We start from the raw sequence: 20,145 nt of genomic DNA on the forward strand, positions 1-20,145 counted from the left end.
TTGGACTCAACGGTTGAATTTTGGACTCATCCAGCCATGCCTTATGTTGAAACACGTAGGGCATGTCAAAGTCGCATATGTTATCAATCACACAGCCATCCCACATTTTCAATTGGTGCTGTTGATGAGGGGCAAAGTTGTTTTTCAAGTACTTTTGCCAAAAATGAAATAATCAAAGCTAAAAGTATCGTTGTTATTCCTGCACATGTTGAACACTCATGTAATCCATTCTCCAATCAAGCATGGAGCTACCAAATGATGCATCTTGATGCAGCATGGTTAATGAGGCTGTTAAACGAGTTAGAGATGGAAATTGGCAAAACATGTACTCAGCAGATGACACCTTTTCCAAAACTAAGACCAAAGATTATTCATCATGTTAAAGTTTATGAAGCTTTTACTGAATTAAATCAAATCTTGTTTGATAAGAAAATTTCACTATTCGAAAAAGAACAATCTCTCATTCAGGTTTTAACCGATATTCTTATACCGAATTTTGAGTGGGAAAGCATAAGTTCTTCTGGTTATTTTCAGCAATATTTACCAGATTTAATTCTCCATCTTCAGTCAGATGTTGAGGATTTATCTTTAACGCATTTAGCTGAAAAAATGAAAATCAGCCGCTATGCGTTGATTCGCTTATTTAAACATTATTTTGGTTTCACACCGCATGCCTATCAACTGAATCACAAGATCAATCAAGCGCGTGAACGATTGAAAGTTGGTGCTGATATTGCTCAAGTGGCCTATGAGCTTGAGTTTGTTGATCAGAGTCATTTTCATCGTGTTTTTAAAAAGCTGACTGGTGTAACTCCTAAGCAATATTCTAAAAAAGCGTAATCCTCGCAATTTTATACAAGAACATAATTCAGCACTTTTTTACTCTAGCTCCTGATTTTTTAGGAGTAGATCTATGGAGCTTTTTCTGACCATTGCAGTAACACATTTCATTGCATTACTGATGCCCGGGGCAGACTTCTTTTTAGTTTTAAAAACTCTTTTGCAAAGTCAGAAAGTTGCAGCACGAGCGACTTGTTTTGGTATTGCGTTAGGTAATGCCATTATTTTAGTGGTTGTTTATTGCAGTTTATTTATTATTGGTGCAATAAAAACTGAATTATTGATAGGGATGAAATGGTTAGGGGCATTTTATTTTATATATCTTGCTGTTCAATGCTTTCGATCGGCTCGCTTTAGTCAGATTATTCGAGGTCAATCGGAAAGTACTTCTTCTGTTCAGCAGAATGAAAATCTATTCAAGTCTTTTCTGTTAGGACTACTTTCGAGTTTATTAAATCCTAAAAATCTGATGTTTTATAGCGTTTTGGTGATCTTGATTTATCCTCAATATAATTTTGTTCAAAACTTTTTGATTTGTTCATGGATGGTCCTTTTGGTACTGATTTGGAATCTAAGTATTGTGCAATTCATGAGTTCGAATATTTATTTATCATGGTTAAATCAGCATATTCATCATTTGTACTATCTCGCTGGTACGAGCTTTCTCTTTTTCATATTTGTGCTGGTATTTTCCTAAATAAAAAAGACGGTGATTAAACCGTCTTTTTGAAGTAAATAATTACGATGACTCAATCGGTTGCTGCTTGGTTTTTCTAAAACTATGCAATTTTCGATTGATATCATCAATGAATGTATATACCACAGGAATTACCAGCAAAGATAAGAATGTACTGGTAATTAATCCACCTATAACTGAGATTGCCATTGGCGCACGGAAACTTGGGTCTGTACCAATCCCAAGTGCAATCGGTAACATGCCAGCGCCCATTGCTAGCGTTGTCATGATGATCGGACGTGCACGCTTATGGCAGGCATCTAATAGGGCATTTATCCTCGAATATTCTTTTTCCTTTCTTGCAATAATCGCGTAGTCCACGAGCAGAATCGAGTTCTTACTTGCGATACCCATCAGCATAATCAGGCCAATTAAACTTGGCATAGAGAAACTGCTTTTTGCTAAAAGGAGTAGAACAAATGCACCGCCGAGTGATAAAGGCAATGCAACCAAAATCGTAATTGGCTGTAAAAAGTCTTTAAATAGAAGAACTAAAACGACATAGATACAGAGTACACCAGTTAACATTGCCAAACCAAAGCTTGAGAATAATTCTTGCATGACTTCTGCATCACCGATGTTGGTGCGTTTTACTGTTGGTGGTAGATTTTTCATCGTTGGCAATTGATCAACTTTGGCAGCAACATCACCTAAAGGTTGATTGTTGAGTTCAATGTTGAAGTTAATGTTACGCAAACGATTGAAGCGATCAATTTGAGAAGGCCCACTTTCGATATTCACCTCAGCAATCGTACCGAGCATAATTGGACCACGACTACCTTTAACCATGAGCCGTTTCATGAGTTCCTGATCTTGACGTGCTTGTAACGGTAGTTTGATTACGATAGGAACTTGGCGTTGAGAAAGGTTGAGTTTTGCTAAGTTTTGGTCAAAATCTCCCGCCGTCGCGATACGTAAAGTTTCAGCAATGTCATAAGTCGTTACACCTAAATCAGCGGCTTTCGCAAAATCAGGTCGAATCACCAACTCAGGTCGAATCAATGCAGCACTTGAAGTAATGCTACCGATATTAGGAATCGTGCGTAATTCACGTTCTAACTTACGTGCGGTTGACATTAAAGTTTCAGGATCATCACCTGAAAGTGAAAGTTGGTATTGGCTATTATTTCCAGCTAAACCAACTTGAATACGCGCTCCGGGCACAGGGGCAAGTCGTTGACGTATTTCATTTTCAATATCTTGTAAACTTGCGCTTCGATCTGATCGTTCTGTGGTTTGGATCGTTAGCGTTGCTTTACGAGGTTCTGTTGATGCACCACCCGCAAACGGATCAGTTCCCGCCGCACCACCCCCAATCGTAGTGTAAATGCTTTTTATTTCAGGATGATCTTTAATTAAATCACGCGCATATTCCGCCGTTTTTAACGTATCTGCAAATTGTGAGCCTGGTGTTAGCTCAAGACGGACTTGTGTTTGACCTGTATCTGGCGGTGGCACAAAGCCTGTTGGGAGTAATGGAATCAGCATCACTGAGCCAATAAAAAAGGCAATCGCGCCGAACAGGGTAACCCAACGATGATTTAGACACCATGTCACTAAACTCATATAGCCACGCATAACACGTCCATCTTTAGAGCGGTCATGGGCTAATCGAGTTGTTCCTTGGTCATTTAAAGCAACTTGATTTTCTTCAGTTGTGTCTATTTTGCCCACCCAAGGCTTGAGAATATATGCAGACATCATTGGAGTCAGTAGACGAGCAACGAGTAATGATGCAAAGATCGCAAGCGCAGCAGTCCAACCAAATTGAACAAAGAATTTACCTGCTATACCGCTCATAAATGCAGTTGGTAAGAACACTGCAATCAAGGTGAATGTCGTTGCAATGACAGCGAGACCAATTTCATCAGCAGCTTCCATTGCCGCTTCATAAGGTGTTTTACCCATCCTCAAATGTCGAATGATATTTTCAATTTCAACAATTGCATCATCAACCAAGATGCCGACAACCAAGGACATTGCAAGTAGGGTTACGGTATTTAGTGTAAATCCAAAGTAATACATACCAATCATGGCAGGTAGGATTGAAAGTGGTAGAGCGGTTGCAGCAATAATTGTTGCTCGCCAATCACGTAAGAATAACCAAACCACTAAAATCGCTAAAATTGCACCTTCATATAACAGTGACATTGAGCCTTTGTAGTTATCAGCTACAGGTTTTACGAAGTTAAATGCTTCCGTAATTTTTATATCAGGGTGTGCGGCTTTGAGTTTATCCAGTGCTTCGATTACGCCTTTTTCAACATCGACTTCACTTGCACCTTTACTGCGAGTAATTTCAAAACCAATAACAGGTTTGCCATTTAACAGTGCTGCGGAGCGTCTTTCAGCAATGCCATCATGAATTTTTGCAACTTGATCTAATCGAATATGGCGCCCATCACTTAGTGCAATATCCATTGCACTAATTTCAGCAGCAGTTTTTACCGTTGCAATGGTACGAATGGATTGTTCGCTCCCCCCAATCTTGGTTTGACCACCAGAAGCATCTTGCTGTGTTAGTCTAAGTTGGCGTGTAATATCTGTTGCCGTTGCATTCAGTGCTAACAGTTTTTCTGGATCAAGTTCTACTTCAACTTGGCGGGTAACACCGCCAACGCGAGAAACAGCTCCAACACCTTTAACTTGAAGCATCGCACGCGAGATATCATAGTCTACAAACCATGACAGGGCTTCTTCATCCATCTTCGGAGATTGGATGGTATATGTGAGAATAGGAGAGCCGGATAGATTAATTTTACTAACAATTGGATCTCTTAAATCAGCAGGAAGATCAGAGCGAACTTGTGAAACAGCGTTGCGCACATCATCAACGGCTTCTTGTAAGGGTTTCTCTAATTGAAATTCGGCTGTGACAGTTACTACACCATCTTGAATTTTAGTGTATTGATTTCTTAATCCTTGTAAGGTTGCTATTGAGTTTTCTATTTTTCGGGCAACTTCTGTCTCAAGTTGTGGTGGTGCTGCACCGGGAAGTGCTGCCGTGACAGTCACCATCGGTAATTCAATGTCTGGAAACTGTTGGATTTTCATCCAGTGAAAACAAAGTAGACCTGCCAAACCTAACATAATGAAGAGCAGAATGCCGGGAATCGGATTTCGGATTGACCAAGCGGAGAAATTCATTTTAATTCTCCTATTCGGTTACAAGCTGTTTGGTCAATGGTGTTTCAGGAATATCTTTAGCGATCGTCACCAAATCACCATCGGTTAAGAAGCCTGTGCCTGATGAAACGAGTTTGACATTACTATTTGCCAAATCTAAGATTTCAACCCGATCACCAACGCGACGTCCAACAGAAACTTTCTGTTGGCTGACACGGTTTTGCTGATCGACGATAAATATATAAGAAAAGCCATCGCGTAACAGCAACGCAGTCTGTGGAATCGTGAGCGCCGATTTTTGGCCTAAATCAAATTCGCCTTTTACAAACATGCCCATCCGAACAGCTTGTGTTGTTGGTAGGTCAACATAAACCAAGCCATAACGAGTCTGCGGATCAATCACAGGAGCAATCATACGCACCTTACCTGAAACTGCTGGTTGAGCTGGATCAGGAGAGAAGACACGAGCATTCATGCCTTCTTTTAACTTGTATAAATCTTCAGAAGTGACTTCAGCACGCCACTCCAAGCGCTGATCTCTGATCAGGCGGAATAGCTCTTGACCTGTTTGAGCAAGTGATCCAACAGTAGCGGTACGTGCGGAGATTACACCATTGTCTGGTGCGACAATCTGAGTCTGAGCTAAACGAAGCTGATTACTTTCTATTTGTGCTTTTGCAGCATCAAGACGAGCTTGAGCAGTCGCTTGCGAGGTTTGATATTGAGTGGATTCTTGTGCAGAAATCGCACCTGTATTTTTAAGTTGCTGGATGCGTTTATTATTGGTAATTGCATCGGCTAAAACTGCCTGTGCTTCTGCATAGCTTGCTTTTGCAGCCGCTAAATCGGCTCGAATCGTATCGCTATTGATTTCCGCCAGAACTTGCCCATGACGAACTTTATCGCCTACATTGACATTAACTTTTGTTAGTCGTTGTCCCGAAAGCTCACTACTAATAACAACTTCTTGCCAAGCTGCGATATTTCCATTGGCTGTAAAGGTTTGCTTCCAGTTCTGAACTTCTGGTTGAATTACCGTTACTGTTAATGCGGCCTTAGGCGATAAATTGCTATCGTTTTGATCTTTGTTTTTGGCTGTATTTTTATCAGCCTTAACTTGCCAAATCACGACACCGATCATTAAAAGTACGATGATGATTGCTAATATAAACCAAACTTTTTTCTTAGTTTTCTGAGGAGTTTGAGAAGCCATCTTTCCATAGTTAACTTAATATTGATGGCTAAGTATAGACGAAGATTTCAACAGATGGTCAATCACGGATGGATGGATGCAAAAATTAATCAATGCGTACCATCCGTTTTAGTTAGAGCGGTAACAGGCGATTGGTCACTACATTTTTCATCACAATGGTTGAGGTTAATCGTTGAACATTAGGCAGTGCAGATAAGCTATCATCATAAAGTTTTTGGAAGCTGGCTAAGTCTTTAGCTACGACATGTAATAAATAGTCTGGATTGCCAAATAAGCGTTGAGCTTGAATCACATTAGCAATATCACTGACTTTCTCTTCAAAATTTGATAAGGCTTTCTTATCACCATCTTTTAACGTCACGAAAATAATCGCGGAAAAATTAAAGCCAATTTGCGAAGCATCCAGATCAGCATGATAGCCTTTAATAATTCCCAGTTCTTCTAATGCCTTCACTCGACGGTGACAAGGGGATAGGCTTAAGCCAACCCTTTCAGCGAGTTCTGTAACAGATAATCGCCCATTGGCTTGAAGTTCAGCAAGAATTTTCTTATCAGTGCGATCCATATAGAAGAATTTACCCTATAGCTTTTAAAATGTAGAAACATTTGAAAGAACATTTCCATCATTAAAGCATATTCTCTCAAACCAGTCTTCACCATTTGGTGAAAAATAAATTCTGATTTCAAAAGTAATTTGCTTTGCTGCTCTAGGTGATATTATGGAAATGAATGTTGTTCTTGCTTTTTGGTGTGTCTCCATTTTATTCGTTTTAACACCTGGGGCGGATTGGGCTTATGCGATTTTGGCAGGTATAAAGGGTAAATTTATCGTCACTGCTGTTACAGGTTTGGTGCTGGGGCATTTTATTGCCATTCTCTGTGTTGCTGCTGGAGTGGGGGCTTTGCTCAGCCATTATCCTGTCTTGTTAACAGGGCTGACCATTGCAGGTGCATGCTATTTGTTGTGGATGGGGATAAATTTACTGATTAAACCTGCTGTTATTTCAAATCATTCAGATCAAAATGTTGCATTAGATTCTGCTAAATTATGGTTGATTAAAGGTGTTGGAATTAGTGGCTTAAATCCAAAGGTTTTATTACTTTTCTTTGCTTTACTACCACCATTTATTCATCCGCAAATGGCATTGTCTCCAACCGCGCAAATCATGTCACTTGGTGTCATTCATTTAATTAGTTGTGCGATTGTCTACGTTTTAGTTGGGTTTGCCGCAAAGAAACTATTAAGTACCCGACCTTATGCGGTCAAAATTGTTAGTCGAATTTCAGGAGGGCTTATGGTGATGATTGGATTGATTTTAATTGTAGGTCAGAGTTAGTCCGTGATAAAAGAATCCACGTTGTTACGTGGATTCTTAATAGTAGGCTATAAAATATTTTTCAAGCGTTTAACAACTTCTTCACATTGCGCTAGATCTGCGACCAATGCCATACGGACATGACCTTCACCCGGATTACCTTGTTCTGTATCACGAGATAAATAACGCCCAGGTAAAACTTTAATATTGGCTTTTTCTAGGAGTAATTTTGCAAAAGTTTCGTCATTATCCACTTTCAGCCAATAGTAGAAGCCCGCATCAGGTTTTTGCAATGGAAGTAAATGTCCAAGTTCAGATTGGAATAACTCAAACTTTGCACGGTATTGCTTACGATTTTCTTCAACATGTGTTTCATCATCCCAAGCAGCAATAGATGCTAATTGATGCTGCACAGGCATTGCCGCGCCATGATAAGTACGATATTGCAAATATGGTTTTAACAAAGCCGCATCACCTGCAACAAAACCAGAACGCATACCCGGCAAATTTGAGCGTTTAGAAAGTGAGTGGAATACAATACAGTTTTTATAATCGTCGCGTCCCATTTCTGCACACACTTCTAGTAGACCAATAGGTGCTTGATCAAACCAAAGCTCTGAATAACATTCATCAGATGCAATTACAAAGTTGTATTGATCTGAAAGTGCAATCAGCTTTTTAAATTGTTCTTTTGATAACACTGCACCCGTTGGATTGCCCGGTGTACATACAAATAATAATGCTGTTTTTTCCCAAACTTCAGCAGGAACAGCATCAAAATCACCTAGATATCCATTTTCTTCTGTACAGTTAATGAAGTAAGGTTTTGCGCCTGAGAGCAATGCCGCACCTTCATAAATCTGATAGAAAGGATTTGGCATAACGATATAAGGTGCATCTTCGCGCTTAATTAATGCCTGAACAAAAGAAAAAATACCTTCGCGTGTACCAGAAACAGGCAAGATATGATCTTCTGCACTAATTTGATTCAATTTGAAGCGCTGAGTGAGCCATTTTGCAATACTTTGACGCAGTTCAGGTAAGCCTTTGCTATTTGGGTAGGTCGATAAATGCTCAAAATTTGCAATAATCGCTTGTTTAACGAACTCAGGCGCAGGATGTTTTGGCTCACCAATTGATAGTGGAATCAAAGGCAGATTTGCAGGTTGCACATCTTTGAAAAGTTGGTTTAACTTTTCAAATGGATAAGGATGCAATAGAGACAAGCTGGAGTTCATTTAAACAATTACCCAAGATAAGTGTGGAGAATCCTTCTTTTGAAAAGAAGGATTCAGTAGGATTCTAAGATGGATTACAAATTTGATTAGATGCTTCATCTAAAGCAGCTTTCAAGGTTTCCGCAAAAAGTTTAACTTCTTCGTCATTTAGCAGTACACCATTTTTCTTGGTGACAAAGAAAATATCTTCCGCGCGCTCGCCCAATGTTGCAATTTTGGCTGAGTGAATATCGAGACCTTGCAACATAAATAACGCACCAATACGCGCTAACAAACCCGGTTGATCGAGTGTAGAAATTTCTACCATGTGTTGTTGTAAGGCTGGGTTAAGTACGATATCAACTGTATTTTGAATATCAAAATGACGTAAATGACGAGGAATTCGACGTTGCATAATCCCTGGATACTGATCTGAATGACTCAATGCATCGACCAGTGCAGATTTAACTTTGCGTTCACGTTCAGGGTCTGTCAATAATGTGCCGAAACGATCGAGTACCAAGTAGGTATCTAAACTGAAATCTGTACTTGCCGTGATAATTTTTGCGTCTTGAACATCGAGATTCATGCGATCCAATACAGCAACGGTTGTTGCAAAGAGATTTGCTTGATCGCGAGTGTAGATAAAGATTTGTACTGCATCTTGTGCTGCATTTCGATGTGCACGTAATAAAACTAACGGCTCTGGGTTATCACCGTGTTGTAAAATAGCTTGCGTGTGCCATGCAATTTCATTGGCAGATTCTTTTACGAAATATTCATCACCAAGTTCTTGCCAAACTTTTTCGACTTCTGCTAATGAAAAATCATTTACGAGCAATTCACTGGCAGCGAATTTAGTATCTTCAATGAGCATTTGATAATCAACAGGACGGCCTAAGCCAGAACGAATGACATCACGTGCATAGGTGTAGAGTTGACGCATCAATGAAGCACGCCATGTATTCCAAAGCTTAGGATTTGTGGCATTAATATCTGCAACAGTCAATGTGTATAAGTAGTCTAAGTGCTCCATGTCACCGACTTTTTCAGCGAACTCTTTGACTTCATCAGGGTCGGAAATATCTTTTTTCTGTGCAGTAAGTGACATCAGTAGGTGATTGTTGATCAACCACGCAACCAGTTTACATTCACGCTCAGTAAAGCCATGTGTGCGACAGAATTCAATTGCATCAATCGCACCGAGTTCACTGTGATCACCACCGCGACCTTTGGCAATATCATGGAAAATTGCTGCTAAATAAACAATGTCATGTCGAGCAATACGTTGGAATACTGAACTGACGACAGGGAAATCTTTAGCAAACTCAGGTTCTTTAAAACGACTGAGGTTACGCAGTAAAAGTAGGGTATGGGCATCGACGGTATAGATATGGAAAAGATCGTATTGCATCAATCCCATAATTTGCCCGAAAGCGGGAATATAATTGCCTAGCACACCATATCGTTTCATCGCGACCATGGTATCGTACAAACGATGTGGAGAACGAATAATCGACATAAACAAGGCTTGGTGTTCAGGATTGTCACGGAAACGTTGATCAATACGTTTTGCAGCTAAAACCAACAAGCGTAAGGTACGGGCACGAATACCTGTAATTTCTGGGCGATTTGCAAGTAGATAAAAGATTTCTAAAATTGCACTTGGTTCTTCAGAGAAAACCTTATGGTGTTGAACAGCAAGTTTGCCATCTACAATTTTGAAACGATCATTAATGTCTTCAATTTCACGTTCATAATCGGTCAAACGTGGAGTAATCACTGATTCATTGAAGTAGGCGAGTAGCATTTCGTTTAAAGTAGAAATTTGCTGAGCAGTCCGATAATAACGCTTCATGAACTGTTCAACAGCGAAATTGACAGGCTGACCTTCTTCACGCACATAGCCAAATTTTGCAGCAATATCACGTTGATATTCAAACAATAATCGATTTTCATCACGCTTAGCTAAACGATGCAAATGGGTGCGAATTTCCCATAAAAAGCTTTCAGCTTCTTCGAGAACTCCCAGTTCAAACTCAGTAATAAAACCGAGATGTACAAGGTCATAGATACGATTGACACGGAAATGGCGCTTAGCAATCCAACCGATCTGATTAATATCTCGGATCCCGCCGGGTGCATTTTTAATATCAGGTTCTAAATTGCTTTCAGTATTGTTGTGCTGCGCATATCTTTTTGCTTGCTCTTGCATTTTTGCATCATAGAAGGTTTTATCCGTCCATGTTTGCGCAACGATACGACGTGGCCATTTAGCAAGTTGTTCATTACCTGTAATCAGACGAGCTTCAATCAATGTGGTTGCAACAGTTAGATCATTTGCAGCTTGATCTACACAGTTTTGAATGGTACGAACACTGGTACCCGGCTTAAAATTTCCAACATCCCAAAGAGATGAAATAAAAGCAGAAATGAGTTTGCCTTGCTCCTCACTAATTTCATCTTCAGATAAAATCATAATGTCGGTATCTGAATAAGGCAGCATTTCACGGCGGCCATAACCGCCGACAGCAAATAAGCCTAATTCAGTTTGATCTAAACCTGCGTGATTCCATAAAAAAATCAGAGCTTCATCAATAGAGTTTGATCGAGCTTTGATGACTTCACGAATAGGTTGCCCATTTTCATAACTCTCTTGTAATTGTTTCTCTACTTCTGTTCGCCATTGATTAATGGCTTGAATATCATGATGACTGGTGACGTAGTTCAACAATGGAGATGTATTGATCATGAAAATGTTCTTCTATCAAAGTCTTTCTTTATCCTGAAACCACTTGATTGTGGCTCAGGATTCAGGTGGTTTAAGCGTTTGTTTGAACACTCACTTGGTCAGCGGAATGTTGTGCTAACTCACGCGCTAAATCTGTATTTTCGGCACGCGCTGTTGCAACACCCATACGACGGCGTTTGAAGCCTTCTGGTTTTCCAAATAAGCGTAAATCTGTATTCGGATTTGCCAAAGCAAGATCTAAGCCAGTAAAGCTAAGATTTTTCGCATCAACGCCAGCGTAGATCACTGCACTTGCAGCAACACTATGGCGCTCTGTATTTACAGGTAAACCTAAAATTGCACGCGCATGTAATTCAAATTCGCTTTGGAATTGAGAAGCTAAAGTCACTAATCCTGTGTCATGTGGGCGAGGCGATACTTCGCTAAACCAAACTTTATCACCTTTTACGAATAACTCTACACCAAAAATACCGCAACCGCCTAAAGCAGTTGTTACTTTATTTGCAATACGTTTTGCTTCATCTAAAGCCGCAGCTGTCATTGGTTGAGGTTGCCAACTTTCAACATAATCGCCCGCATCCTGGCGATGACCAATTGGATCACAGTAATGGGTTTCGATTTCAGTAGTTTCAGGATTTTTGGCGCGAACAGTTAAAAGCGTAATTTCAAAATCGAAGTCAATCTGAGACTCGATAATCACAGTCCCTTGATTTACGCGGCCACCTTGCATCGCATAATCCCAAGCAGCATCGACTTCATCAAAGCTTTTTACGCGAGATTGACCTTTACCTGATGAAGACATAACAGGTTTAACGAAATTTGGATAACCAATATCATCACAAGCCGCGCGGAAGCTTTCTAAAGTACTTGCAAAACGGTAAGCAGATGTTGGCAGTCCTAACTCTTCTGCAGCTAAGCGACGAATACCTTCACGGTTCATGGTGAGGTTGACAGCTTTTGCTGATGGAATGACTGTAGCTGTTTGACTCTGTTCAATTTCAACTAAAACCTCAGTTGCAATCGCTTCGATTTCAGGGACAATTAAATTGGGTTTTATTTCTTCGATAAGTTTTTTTAATTCAACAGGATCAGCCATATTCAATGTATAAGAATAATGTGCTACTTGCATTGCGGGTGCGTGATCATAGCGATCAGCTGCATGAACTTCGACACCTAAGCGTTGTAAAGAAATAACAACTTCTTTCCCAAGCTCTCCAGAACCTAACAGTAAAACCTTAAATGCAGAAGATTGAAGTGGAGTTCCAAGAGTGACGCTCATGCGAATAATCCTATCCTGAGTAATTTGTGTTTAAGCATAGCAGAACTTGTTGCTGAGTTAAGCTTGTGTGATACAAAAAAAGTTGTTTTTGTTAGACAAAAAAGATGATCTAAATCTGTTTTTTCAGAATTAGACATTGACTTGGTAATTCAGCAGAAGTTCATTAGCATTTTGACCTCGAATTCCCCAATTACTTCTAGGTGTTTCAAATATTGTAATTTCAATGTCTTGTGCTGAAATACCACAGTGTTGATAAATATTAGAAAATAGAGTTTGGATCAGTTTTTTCTTGGCTTCGATTGTCCGACCTTCGAACATTGATATCTCAATAATGGTGTAGTGATCACTACGATCTGTAGGATAAATAAAGTCATCTGTTTCAAGACGGATAAAGCGCTGAAACCTCTTTTCAATTGGATAATTTAAGCTTTCGACCAAGGCATCATGAATAGCTTCAGAAAGTAAGTTTCGGTATTGATCAATCGTTTTGCTCAATGCATAAATTTTGATTTGTGACATGAATATATGATTCCAAGTGATTTAATTATTTTGAAGACAATTATGGGTCTAACCTTAGCATAAAATTGATAAATCTCAGGTTGATCAGACTTCGATGATAAAAAGGTAACAATGATTGAGTATTGCAACTGAATTGACTAGGATTATGGGCAAATGTTTCATCGACGATTTGGTTAGATATGTTGAACAGAAAAACTCATCTTGTGGCTTTGATGCTATGCAGTACAGTTCTAATGACTGCATGCGGGAACTCAAATAATGAAGCTGAAAAAAAGGTTGAAATTAAACCAGCACCAAAATTGAGTAATGATGCGACAACATATGCAAATGCAGCATGGGATTTAATCAATCAAATTGATCCAATTGTTTATCAGAAACAAACAACAGAAATCGAAGATAAAGTAAGAAAACCATTGCGTCAGCTTAGTACAGATTGGCGTATTAACGTCAAAATGACTGATTCGGTGACGGAAGGGAAATATGCCTTATGTCGTAAGGCTTTAACAAGTTTGGATACTTGGGCGAGAGAAGTAAAAGACAATCCAACCGCTTCGAGCCAAAAACAAGCTGACTACGAGCGTGATAAGGCACAGTGTAAAGATGCAATTGATAATCCAGCTTTAGGCAATACTTCTCCGAAGTAAAACTAAAACTGACTACGATAAATATTGCTATTTTTTAAGTAAAAGATAGTAATATTTTTAGAATAGATACAAAATATATCCAAAGAATTGACTTGGTTATGGGTAAACCGTAGGATGAATTTCCTAAGTTATATAAGGAATCTGTGGTTAAAAACCAAGTTCGCATATGGATACTCCCAGTTTAATTTCTGAAACCGTTCATCAATTTTCATTCGCTTCCATTTTTCATGGCGATCTTTTGCTTTTACTGCTGTATGTCGTTTTAGCATTACTTTTTTCTTTTTTGTGTTCGATTGCAGAAGCAACATTATTAAGTATCACACCAAGCTACATTGCGAGGCTTAAAGAGACCAAGCCTAAAAAGGCTGAGCAATTAAGACGCTTGAAAGAAGACAATATTGACCAATCATTGGCTGCTATTTTAACTGTCAATACCATTGCACATACAGTCGGTGCGATTGGTGCAGGCGCAAAAGCAACGTCTGTTTTTGGTGAGGTTTGGTTTGGTGTTTTCTCCGCAGTAATGACCTTACTCATCCTTTTTGTTTCGGAAATTGTTCCAAAAACATTAGGTGCGGTGTATTGGCGTCAACTTGCTGGACCCACTGGCGTTTATGTTAATTTCTTAATTAAAGCCATGTATCCTTTAATCGTGATCTCTGAAAAGTTAACTAAGTTGATTTCTGGCGGTACCAAAGCAAATCAATTTAGTCGTGATGAATTTGTTGCGATGGCTGGGATTGGTAAAGAAGAAGGCATGTTGAATGATCGAGAGTCTAAAATCATTCGAAATCTTTTTCTCTTTAAATCTTTGGATGCGAGCACTGTCATGACGCCTCGTGTTGTGGTGTCGGCATTACAAAAAGATTTAACAGTTGATGAAGTTTTATCTGCTCCAAAAAGCTCAAATTTTTCAAGACTGCCGATTTATGATCAAGACTTGGATAGCGTTGTCGGCTTTGTTTTGCGTGAAGATTTATTGGTTGCAAAGAACCAAGGTCAGGGTAGTCGAATAATTAGCGACTTCAAAAGAGAAATTGTTACGGTTATGGCAAAAACACCATTATCAAAATTAATGGAAGTTTTGTTAGAACAAAGACAACATATTGCATTGGTCGTGGGTGAGTTTGGAGATACTAAAGGCGTCGTAACTTTAGAAGATGTCGTTGAAACATTGCTAGGTATCGAGATTCTCGATGAGGGCGACAAAGTAGAAGATATGCAGAAACTTGCTCGACAACTATGGGTGAAAAGGGCTGAAAAAATTGGCATTTATTTAGAACCGCCAACACAATAATCAATAAAAGTGTGCCAGCCTAATTGGTTGGCATGCTTATTCCGTAAAAAATCCTGAGGATGCGAGCATTCTCAACCCCTCTAAATTCAGTACTTCTATTTTTTTAAATCCAAGCTGAATTACACCTTGTTTTTCAAATACATTGAGTTCTTGATTTACCGTTTGTCTTGATACAGTCAGCATATTGGCAAGCTGGTCTTGAGAAATATGGATGTTCAAATCTTGAATACTGGATCGATTGCCATAACCCTCTAAAATAAAGAGTAATCGTTGTGCTAAGCGCTGGGTTATGCTTTGGGTCTGAATCGCAATTTGCTCTAAAAATACATAGCGGAGTTTTTGGCTAGTCAGCAAAGCAAAGTAATACCAATAATACGGATGTTGATCTAAGAGTTGTTTCAGGGGGGCGGCAGGAATTTGAAGAACAACACTTCTTTTTAAGGCAATTGCATCATGCGAGCGAGGTTGTTTGTCGATCAAGGAGATTTCGCCAAACCACATGATTGGTTCTGCGATTGCAGCAATTGCTTCATTACCATTGACATCAATATATCCCAAGCTGATAGAGCCTTCTAAAACACCATAGACACCATCAAACTTGTCTTGGGCATTAAATACAGCAGTATTTTTTTCTACAGATTGCTTTTTACTGTGCTCAATAATGAACTCTTGAAACGGCTTGTCTAAGCGACTAAACCAAGAGTTTTGCTGTAAATGCTGGATATATGCATGTTCTAACACAATCATTCCTTTGTAAATATGAATCCATTTGTCAGCTACATGACAACTTCACTTTGATTTTTCTAATAGATTAATAGCATAACTGAATTGATCTGAGGAAAATAAAATGACAAATTTGGAACGTCTATTGAGTCAGTATGCAGCTTATCATTTAGACAGAAATAATATTGTGACCCATTTTGTGGGTATTCCATTAATTGTTTTTTCTATTCTATGCTTAAGCGCTCGGGCTGCAGTTGATATATCTGGCTTTTCGGTCACTTTAGCTATGGTACTCATAGTTTTAAGTAGCGTTTACTATCTTTCATTAGATAAGTTATTTGGCATTTTGATGCTTATTCTATTTGTCTTGGTTTATCCATTGGCTATCAAAATTGCTGAATTGTCGATGTGGAGTTGGTTGGGCGCAAGCATTGGTATTTTTGTGGTGGGATGGGTATTCCAATTCATCGGGCATTATTTTGAGAAGAAAAAGCCAGCTTTTGTTGATGATCTGATTGGTCTAGCAATCGGGCCATTATTCGTCTTGGCAGAGTTTGTTTTCTTACTGGGCTTCCGTAAATCATTACATCAACGTATTTTAAAAGAAGCACAAATGAAACGTGCTGAAATGGATATGAAACCGCAAATCGTGTCTTAAATCGAAGTCTATAAATATCGATCAAATAAAACCCGCCAATAAGATCATTATTGGCGGGTTTTAAGATTAGAAAATCGATTTATACGTTAAAACGGAAGTGTAAAACATCACCATCTTGAACAACATAAGTTTTACCTTCTAAACGCCATTTACCAGCTTCTTTAGCGCCGTTTTCACCGTTATATTGGATAAAGTCGTCATAAGCCACACATTCAGCACGGATGAAGCCTTTTTCGAAGTCAGTATGAATGACACCAGCCGCTTGTGGTGCAGTTGCGCCTACTTTAACAGTCCAAGCACGAACTTCTTGTACACCCGCAGTGAAATAGGTTTGTAGGCCAAGCAATTTATAGCCTGCACGAATCACAACATTTAAGCCTGGTTCTTCCATACCCATCGCTTCCAAGAATTCAGCACGATCTTCATCTTCTAATAATGAAATTTCAGCTTCGATTTGGTTGCAAAGTGGTACAACAATGGCATTTTCTTCAGCAGCGAGTTTTTGTACTGCTTCAAGATGTGGGTTGTTTTCAAAACCGTCTTCTGCGACGTTAGCAATATACATAGTTGGTTTAAGGGTCATTAAACCGAAACCACGTACAGCTTTACGTTCGTCATCAGAAAGATCAGCGGCACGTGCTGGTTTACCTTCATCAAGTAAAGGCTGAATTTTTTCTAAAACTGCTTTAGTTGCAAGTGCTTCTTTATCGCCACCTTTTGCTGCTTTAGTTAAGCGTAGTAATGCTTTTGCAACGGTATCAAGGTCAGCAAGTGCAAGTTCAGTATTGATGGTTGCAATGTCATCTAATGGGTCAATTTTACCATTTACGTGAATCACGTTTTCATCTTCAAAACAACGCACCACATGCGCAATTGCATCAGTTTCACGGATGTTGGCAAGGAATTGGTTACCCAAACCTTCACCTTTTGAGGCACCAGCAACCAAACCTGCGATGTCAACGAATTCCATTGTTGTCGGTAAGATGCGCTGTGGTTTTACAATTGCAGCAAGTTTATCTAAGCGTGAATCTGGAACAGGAACAATGCCTGTGTTTGGTTCAATGGTACAAAACGGAAAGTTTTCAGCTGCAATCGCTGCCTTTGTTAATGCATTAAATAATGTAGATTTACCTACGTTTGGCAGACCAACAATACCGCAATTAAAACCCATGAAACCACTCACAAATGTGTTATATAAAAATTGCTGCTGATTTTACATGAAAGCCATGACAAAGTCATGGCTAGAGCAGATTATCAATTCGACATTAAACTTTGCGTTTATCCAGCTGTTTGGCAATATGATCACCTGTACTTTGCACCAAGATCACTAAAACAATAAGAACTAAAATCACGGCTAACATCACTTGCATATCAAAACGCTGATAGCCATAGCGATAGGCAATATCACCGAGTCCACCCGCACCAATCGCACCTGCAATAGCAGAAGAACTGATTATGGTGACAATGGTCACAGTAAAGCCTGCGATGATGCCTGATAATGCTTCGGGAAGTAGTACGTGCCAAAGAATCTGTTTGCGGTTACAGCCCATGGCTTGTGCGGCTTCAATTAGACCTTGATCGACTTCACGTAAGCTGACTTCTGCAATACGTGCAAAGAAGGGAATGGCAGCAATGGTTAAGGGTACAATCGCGGCTAATACGCCATAGCTAGTGCCGACAATCCAGCGGGTAAATGGAATCAATGCCACCATTAAAATCAGGAAAGGGACAGAACGGGTAATGTTAATGATCCAGCCTAAGGACTGATTTATTTTCTTAGATGGATAGATACCAAAATCTGCAGTACTCACCAAAATTAAGGCTATTGGCAGACCAATTAAAAAGGCAATAAAGGCAGAAACCCCTACCATCACTAAGGTGTCGATTGTGCCTGTCAGTAATAGATCAATGAGTTGATTGTACATAACCGATCACCTCAAGTTGTGTAATGGCAGGGTGTTTTTCAAATTGTGCATCATTTAAGTCAAATTCGAGATTGCGAATCCCGATGATCAATGAGCCGATAGTACGCTGCTGAATGCTATCAATTTGACTGTAATACACTTGAACTGGACTATTAAAACTGCCCAGCAATTCATACAGATCAGGAACCGATTTCGATTCACTTACATATTTGAGTTTTAAAATCTGCTGTGTGGTGTGCTGATCAGCAGATTGGCTCAGCTCAAAGGGTAAATTCACTTGTTCAAAATTGAGTAATTCCTGCGTGATTTGTTGTTGCGGATTGGAAAATACCGACCAGACTTGCCCAGCTTCAACAATTTCACCCTGATCAATTACGATGACTTGATCGCAAATCTCTTGGATGACCTGCATTTCATGGGTGATCAAGACAATGGTTAAACCAAGGTCTCGGTTGATTTGTTTTAATAAGGACAGAATATTGGCGGTACTCTCAGGGTCGAGTGCCGAGGTAGCTTCGTCACAGAGCAGGATTTCAGGCTGAGAAACCAAGGCACGGGCAATACCAACGCGTTGTTTTTGCCCACCAGACAGTTGAGCAGGGTAATCATTTCGCTTTGCCTCTAATCCCACCAGCGTCAGTACCTCACTGACCTGTTGTTCTATTTCAGCCTTTTCATAACCCGCAATACGTAGCGGTAAAGCCACATTTTCCCACACGGTTTTGGCTGACATTAAATTAAAGTGCTGAAAAATCATGCCAATTTTTTGTCGTGTTTTGATCAGTTCAGCATGACCCAATTCAGCAATATTCTGCTGGTGAATCAAAATACTGCCTGTATCAATCGCTTCCAGCCCATTTAAGGTACGGATCAGTGATGATTTACCTGCACCACTTTTACCGATAATGCCAACAATTTGTGCTTTGGGAATATCCACATTAATGTCTTTTAATGCATGTAAGCGTTGGCCCTGTACATCATAAAACTTATTTAAACCGCGTATTTTCAGATGCGGGACTGAAAAATTGACCTGTGAACCAAAACTCACCATGATTGTTCTCCTTATTTCCAACCTGGGAACCACAACGTTGGACCGAAATCGCTATCCAATGCAGCTTTGACCTTTGGTGAGTTTTGATAAATCTCGACAAATTTCTGTAGTTTATTATCCTTGTCCTGATAGTCATCACGAACCACAAATAAAATCGCATAACGTTTATTGGTGTTGTCATCAAACAATAAGGCACTTTCAGGATCAGCCGTCTTAGCTAAACGTAAGTAATGTGGATAGCCAAAAGCGAGATCAACATCATCAATGGCTCGTGCAGTTTGCGGGCCTTCAACTTCGGTAAATTTCAGGTTCTTCGGATTCGCTGTAATATCTTTAAGTGCAGAAAGATGATTGTTGCTGTCTTTCAGCTCAATCAACTTGGCTTGTTGCAATAGCAATAAAGCACGCCCTTGATTAACTGGATCATTGGGAATGGCAACCGTTGCACCATTCGGGAGTTCATCGAAACTTTTATATTTTTTCGAATACAATCCAACATGTGAAGCCGCACCCGCAGCAAAGGATTTTAGCTTGAAGCCAGTTTCCTTAATCGCATTATCCAAGAAGGGTTGATGCTGGAAAAAATTCGCATCAATGTCACCATGATTTAAGGTAATATTTGGTGTATTCCAATCGGAAAATTCCACCAATTTCACATTGAGACCTTGTTGTTTGGCTTCATCCGCAGCAACTTGTAGGGGATGTGCGAAAGAAGGGCTAATCCCAATCACCAGTTCACTGCTATGATTCTGTCTCTGTTTATTCCAAATCAATAAGGCAATAATCGCAACAACAACGACAAGGCCAATACCGAGCCATTTCTTAGAGGCTGTTTGAGCCATATATTTC

The 20,145-nt window shown here is 39.6% G+C and carries 18 protein-coding genes; 6 read left to right on the forward strand and 12 right to left on the reverse strand.

All coding sequences use genetic code 11. The features are described from left to right. Positions 1-840 (forward strand): AraC family transcriptional regulator, encoded by an 840-nt coding sequence (locus IO68_RS25975; protein ID WP_023013457.1) that lies wholly within the window; start codon positions 1-3, stop codon positions 838-840. Between the two features lie 73 nt (positions 841-913). Further along, positions 914-1,537 (forward strand): LysE family translocator, encoded by a 624-nt coding sequence (locus IO68_RS25980; protein ID WP_023013458.1) that lies wholly within the window; start codon positions 914-916, stop codon positions 1,535-1,537. A gap of 42 nt (positions 1,538-1,579) precedes the next feature. Here the strand turns inward: IO68_RS25980 and IO68_RS25985 are convergent, their stop codons facing one another. The 3 genes from IO68_RS25985 to IO68_RS25995 form a co-directional block, all read right to left on the reverse strand. Continuing rightward, positions 1,580-4,723, reverse strand: coding sequence for an efflux RND transporter permease subunit (locus IO68_RS25985; RefSeq protein ID WP_023013459.1), 3,144 nt, complete (start codon positions 4,721-4,723; stop codon positions 1,580-1,582). Positions 4,724-4,733: 10 nt separating this feature from the next. Beyond that, positions 4,734-5,915 carry an efflux RND transporter periplasmic adaptor subunit gene (locus IO68_RS25990; RefSeq protein WP_023013460.1) on the reverse strand — a complete coding sequence of 394 codons (1,182 nt, stop codon included), beginning with the start codon at positions 5,913-5,915 and terminating at the stop codon, positions 4,734-4,736. 112 nt (positions 5,916-6,027) lie between these two features. Beyond that, positions 6,028-6,480, reverse strand: a complete 453-nt coding sequence (locus tag IO68_RS25995) for an Lrp/AsnC family transcriptional regulator (RefSeq protein WP_004878842.1) — start codon at positions 6,478-6,480, stop codon at positions 6,028-6,030. A gap of 154 nt (positions 6,481-6,634) precedes the next feature. On the opposite strand from IO68_RS25995, the gene IO68_RS26000 reads away from it, so the two are divergent. Next, positions 6,635-7,252 (forward strand): LysE family translocator, encoded by a 618-nt coding sequence (locus tag IO68_RS26000; protein ID WP_019384209.1) that lies wholly within the window; start codon positions 6,635-6,637, stop codon positions 7,250-7,252. A gap of 47 nt (positions 7,253-7,299) precedes the next feature. Here the strand turns inward: IO68_RS26000 and dapC are convergent, their stop codons facing one another. The 4 genes from dapC to IO68_RS26020 form a co-directional block, all read right to left on the reverse strand. Beyond that, positions 7,300-8,469, reverse strand: coding sequence for a succinyldiaminopimelate transaminase (dapC, locus tag IO68_RS26005; RefSeq protein ID WP_019384210.1), 1,170 nt, complete (start codon positions 8,467-8,469; stop codon positions 7,300-7,302). A 64-nt stretch (positions 8,470-8,533) separates the two neighbouring features. Further along, positions 8,534-11,200: a [protein-PII] uridylyltransferase gene (gene glnD / locus IO68_RS26010; RefSeq protein ID WP_004878848.1), complete on the reverse strand. Its 2,667-nt coding sequence runs from the start codon at positions 11,198-11,200 to the stop codon at positions 8,534-8,536. 70 nt (positions 11,201-11,270) lie between these two features. Continuing rightward, complete coding sequence (gene purT, locus IO68_RS26015) at positions 11,271-12,488, reverse strand: formate-dependent phosphoribosylglycinamide formyltransferase (RefSeq protein WP_171068573.1); 1,218 nt, start codon at positions 12,486-12,488, stop codon at positions 11,271-11,273. A gap of 120 nt (positions 12,489-12,608) precedes the next feature. Then, positions 12,609-12,998 carry a tautomerase family protein gene (locus tag IO68_RS26020; protein ID WP_004878852.1) on the reverse strand — a complete coding sequence of 130 codons (390 nt, stop codon included), beginning with the start codon at positions 12,996-12,998 and terminating at the stop codon, positions 12,609-12,611. Positions 12,999-13,177: 179 nt separating this feature from the next. On the opposite strand from IO68_RS26020, the gene IO68_RS26025 reads away from it, so the two are divergent. Together IO68_RS26025 and IO68_RS26030 are read left to right on the forward strand one after the other, a co-directional pair. Then, the gene (locus IO68_RS26025) at positions 13,178-13,642 is read left to right on the forward strand and encodes a hypothetical protein (protein WP_029424882.1); all 465 of its coding nucleotides are present in this window, start codon (positions 13,178-13,180) and stop codon (positions 13,640-13,642) included. A gap of 166 nt (positions 13,643-13,808) precedes the next feature. After that, positions 13,809-14,939 (forward strand): CNNM domain-containing protein, encoded by a 1,131-nt coding sequence (locus IO68_RS26030; RefSeq protein ID WP_004878856.1) that lies wholly within the window; start codon positions 13,809-13,811, stop codon positions 14,937-14,939. 36 nt (positions 14,940-14,975) lie between these two features. On the opposite strand, the gene IO68_RS26035 is transcribed toward IO68_RS26030, so the two are convergent. Further along, complete coding sequence (locus tag IO68_RS26035; protein WP_007483516.1) at positions 14,976-15,680, reverse strand: Crp/Fnr family transcriptional regulator; 705 nt, start codon at positions 15,678-15,680, stop codon at positions 14,976-14,978. A gap of 106 nt (positions 15,681-15,786) precedes the next feature. Between IO68_RS26035 and IO68_RS26040 the strand changes: the two genes are divergently transcribed. Continuing rightward, complete coding sequence (locus IO68_RS26040; RefSeq protein ID WP_023013463.1) at positions 15,787-16,320, forward strand: DUF962 domain-containing protein; 534 nt, start codon at positions 15,787-15,789, stop codon at positions 16,318-16,320. A gap of 79 nt (positions 16,321-16,399) precedes the next feature. Here the strand turns inward: IO68_RS26040 and ychF are convergent, their stop codons facing one another. The 4 genes from ychF to IO68_RS26060 form a co-directional block, all read right to left on the reverse strand. Continuing rightward, entirely contained in the window at positions 16,400-17,491 is a 1,092-nt protein-coding gene (ychF, locus tag IO68_RS26045) for a redox-regulated ATPase YchF (protein WP_019384218.1), read from the reverse strand. A 94-nt stretch (positions 17,492-17,585) separates the two neighbouring features. Next, positions 17,586-18,245, reverse strand: a complete 660-nt coding sequence (locus tag IO68_RS26050; protein ID WP_023013464.1) for a methionine ABC transporter permease — start codon at positions 18,243-18,245, stop codon at positions 17,586-17,588. Continuing rightward, positions 18,226-19,296, reverse strand: coding sequence for a methionine ABC transporter ATP-binding protein (locus tag IO68_RS26055; protein WP_004878864.1), 1,071 nt, complete (start codon positions 19,294-19,296; stop codon positions 18,226-18,228). Before IO68_RS26055 ends, IO68_RS26050 begins: the two co-directional genes overlap by 20 nt. A gap of 11 nt (positions 19,297-19,307) precedes the next feature. Then, positions 19,308-20,138: a MetQ/NlpA family ABC transporter substrate-binding protein gene (locus IO68_RS26060; protein WP_019384221.1), complete on the reverse strand. Its 831-nt coding sequence runs from the start codon at positions 20,136-20,138 to the stop codon at positions 19,308-19,310. Between the last annotated feature and the right edge of the window lie 7 nt (positions 20,139-20,145).

Origin of the sequence: Acinetobacter sp. COS3 (assembly GCF_000475335.1) — a bacterium.
GTDB lineage: Bacteria > Pseudomonadota > Gammaproteobacteria > Pseudomonadales > Moraxellaceae > Acinetobacter > Acinetobacter venetianus.

What these genes read in the sequence shown, in the direction of transcription:
- IO68_RS25980 (WP_023013458.1), top strand. Translation starts at nt 914, where the DNA reads ATGGAGCTTTTTCTGACCATTGCAGTAACACATTTCATTGCATTACTG.
- IO68_RS25985 (WP_023013459.1), bottom strand. Translation starts at nt 4,723, where the DNA reads ATGAATTTCTCCGCTTGGTCAATCCGAAATCCGATTCCCGGCATTCTG.
- IO68_RS25990 (WP_023013460.1), bottom strand. Translation starts at nt 5,915, where the DNA reads ATGGCTTCTCAAACTCCTCAGAAAACTAAGAAAAAAGTTTGGTTTATA.
- IO68_RS25995 (WP_004878842.1), bottom strand. Translation starts at nt 6,480, where the DNA reads ATGGATCGCACTGATAAGAAAATTCTTGCTGAACTTCAAGCCAATGGG.
- IO68_RS26000 (WP_019384209.1), top strand. Translation starts at nt 6,635, where the DNA reads ATGGAAATGAATGTTGTTCTTGCTTTTTGGTGTGTCTCCATTTTATTC.
- dapC (WP_019384210.1), bottom strand. Translation starts at nt 8,469, where the DNA reads ATGAACTCCAGCTTGTCTCTATTGCATCCTTATCCATTTGAAAAGTTA.
- glnD (WP_004878848.1), bottom strand. Translation starts at nt 11,200, where the DNA reads ATGATCAATACATCTCCATTGTTGAACTACGTCACCAGTCATCATGAT.
- IO68_RS26020 (WP_004878852.1), bottom strand. Translation starts at nt 12,998, where the DNA reads ATGTCACAAATCAAAATTTATGCATTGAGCAAAACGATTGATCAATAC.
- IO68_RS26025 (WP_029424882.1), top strand. Translation starts at nt 13,178, where the DNA reads ATGTTGAACAGAAAAACTCATCTTGTGGCTTTGATGCTATGCAGTACA.
- IO68_RS26030 (WP_004878856.1), top strand. Translation starts at nt 13,809, where the DNA reads ATGGATACTCCCAGTTTAATTTCTGAAACCGTTCATCAATTTTCATTC.
- IO68_RS26040 (WP_023013463.1), top strand. Translation starts at nt 15,787, where the DNA reads ATGACAAATTTGGAACGTCTATTGAGTCAGTATGCAGCTTATCATTTA.
- ychF (WP_019384218.1), bottom strand. Translation starts at nt 17,491, where the DNA reads ATGGGTTTTAATTGCGGTATTGTTGGTCTGCCAAACGTAGGTAAATCT.
- IO68_RS26050 (WP_023013464.1), bottom strand. Translation starts at nt 18,245, where the DNA reads ATGTACAATCAACTCATTGATCTATTACTGACAGGCACAATCGACACC.
- IO68_RS26055 (WP_004878864.1), bottom strand. Translation starts at nt 19,296, where the DNA reads ATGGTGAGTTTTGGTTCACAGGTCAATTTTTCAGTCCCGCATCTGAAA.
- IO68_RS26060 (WP_019384221.1), bottom strand. Translation starts at nt 20,138, where the DNA reads ATGGCTCAAACAGCCTCTAAGAAATGGCTCGGTATTGGCCTTGTCGTT.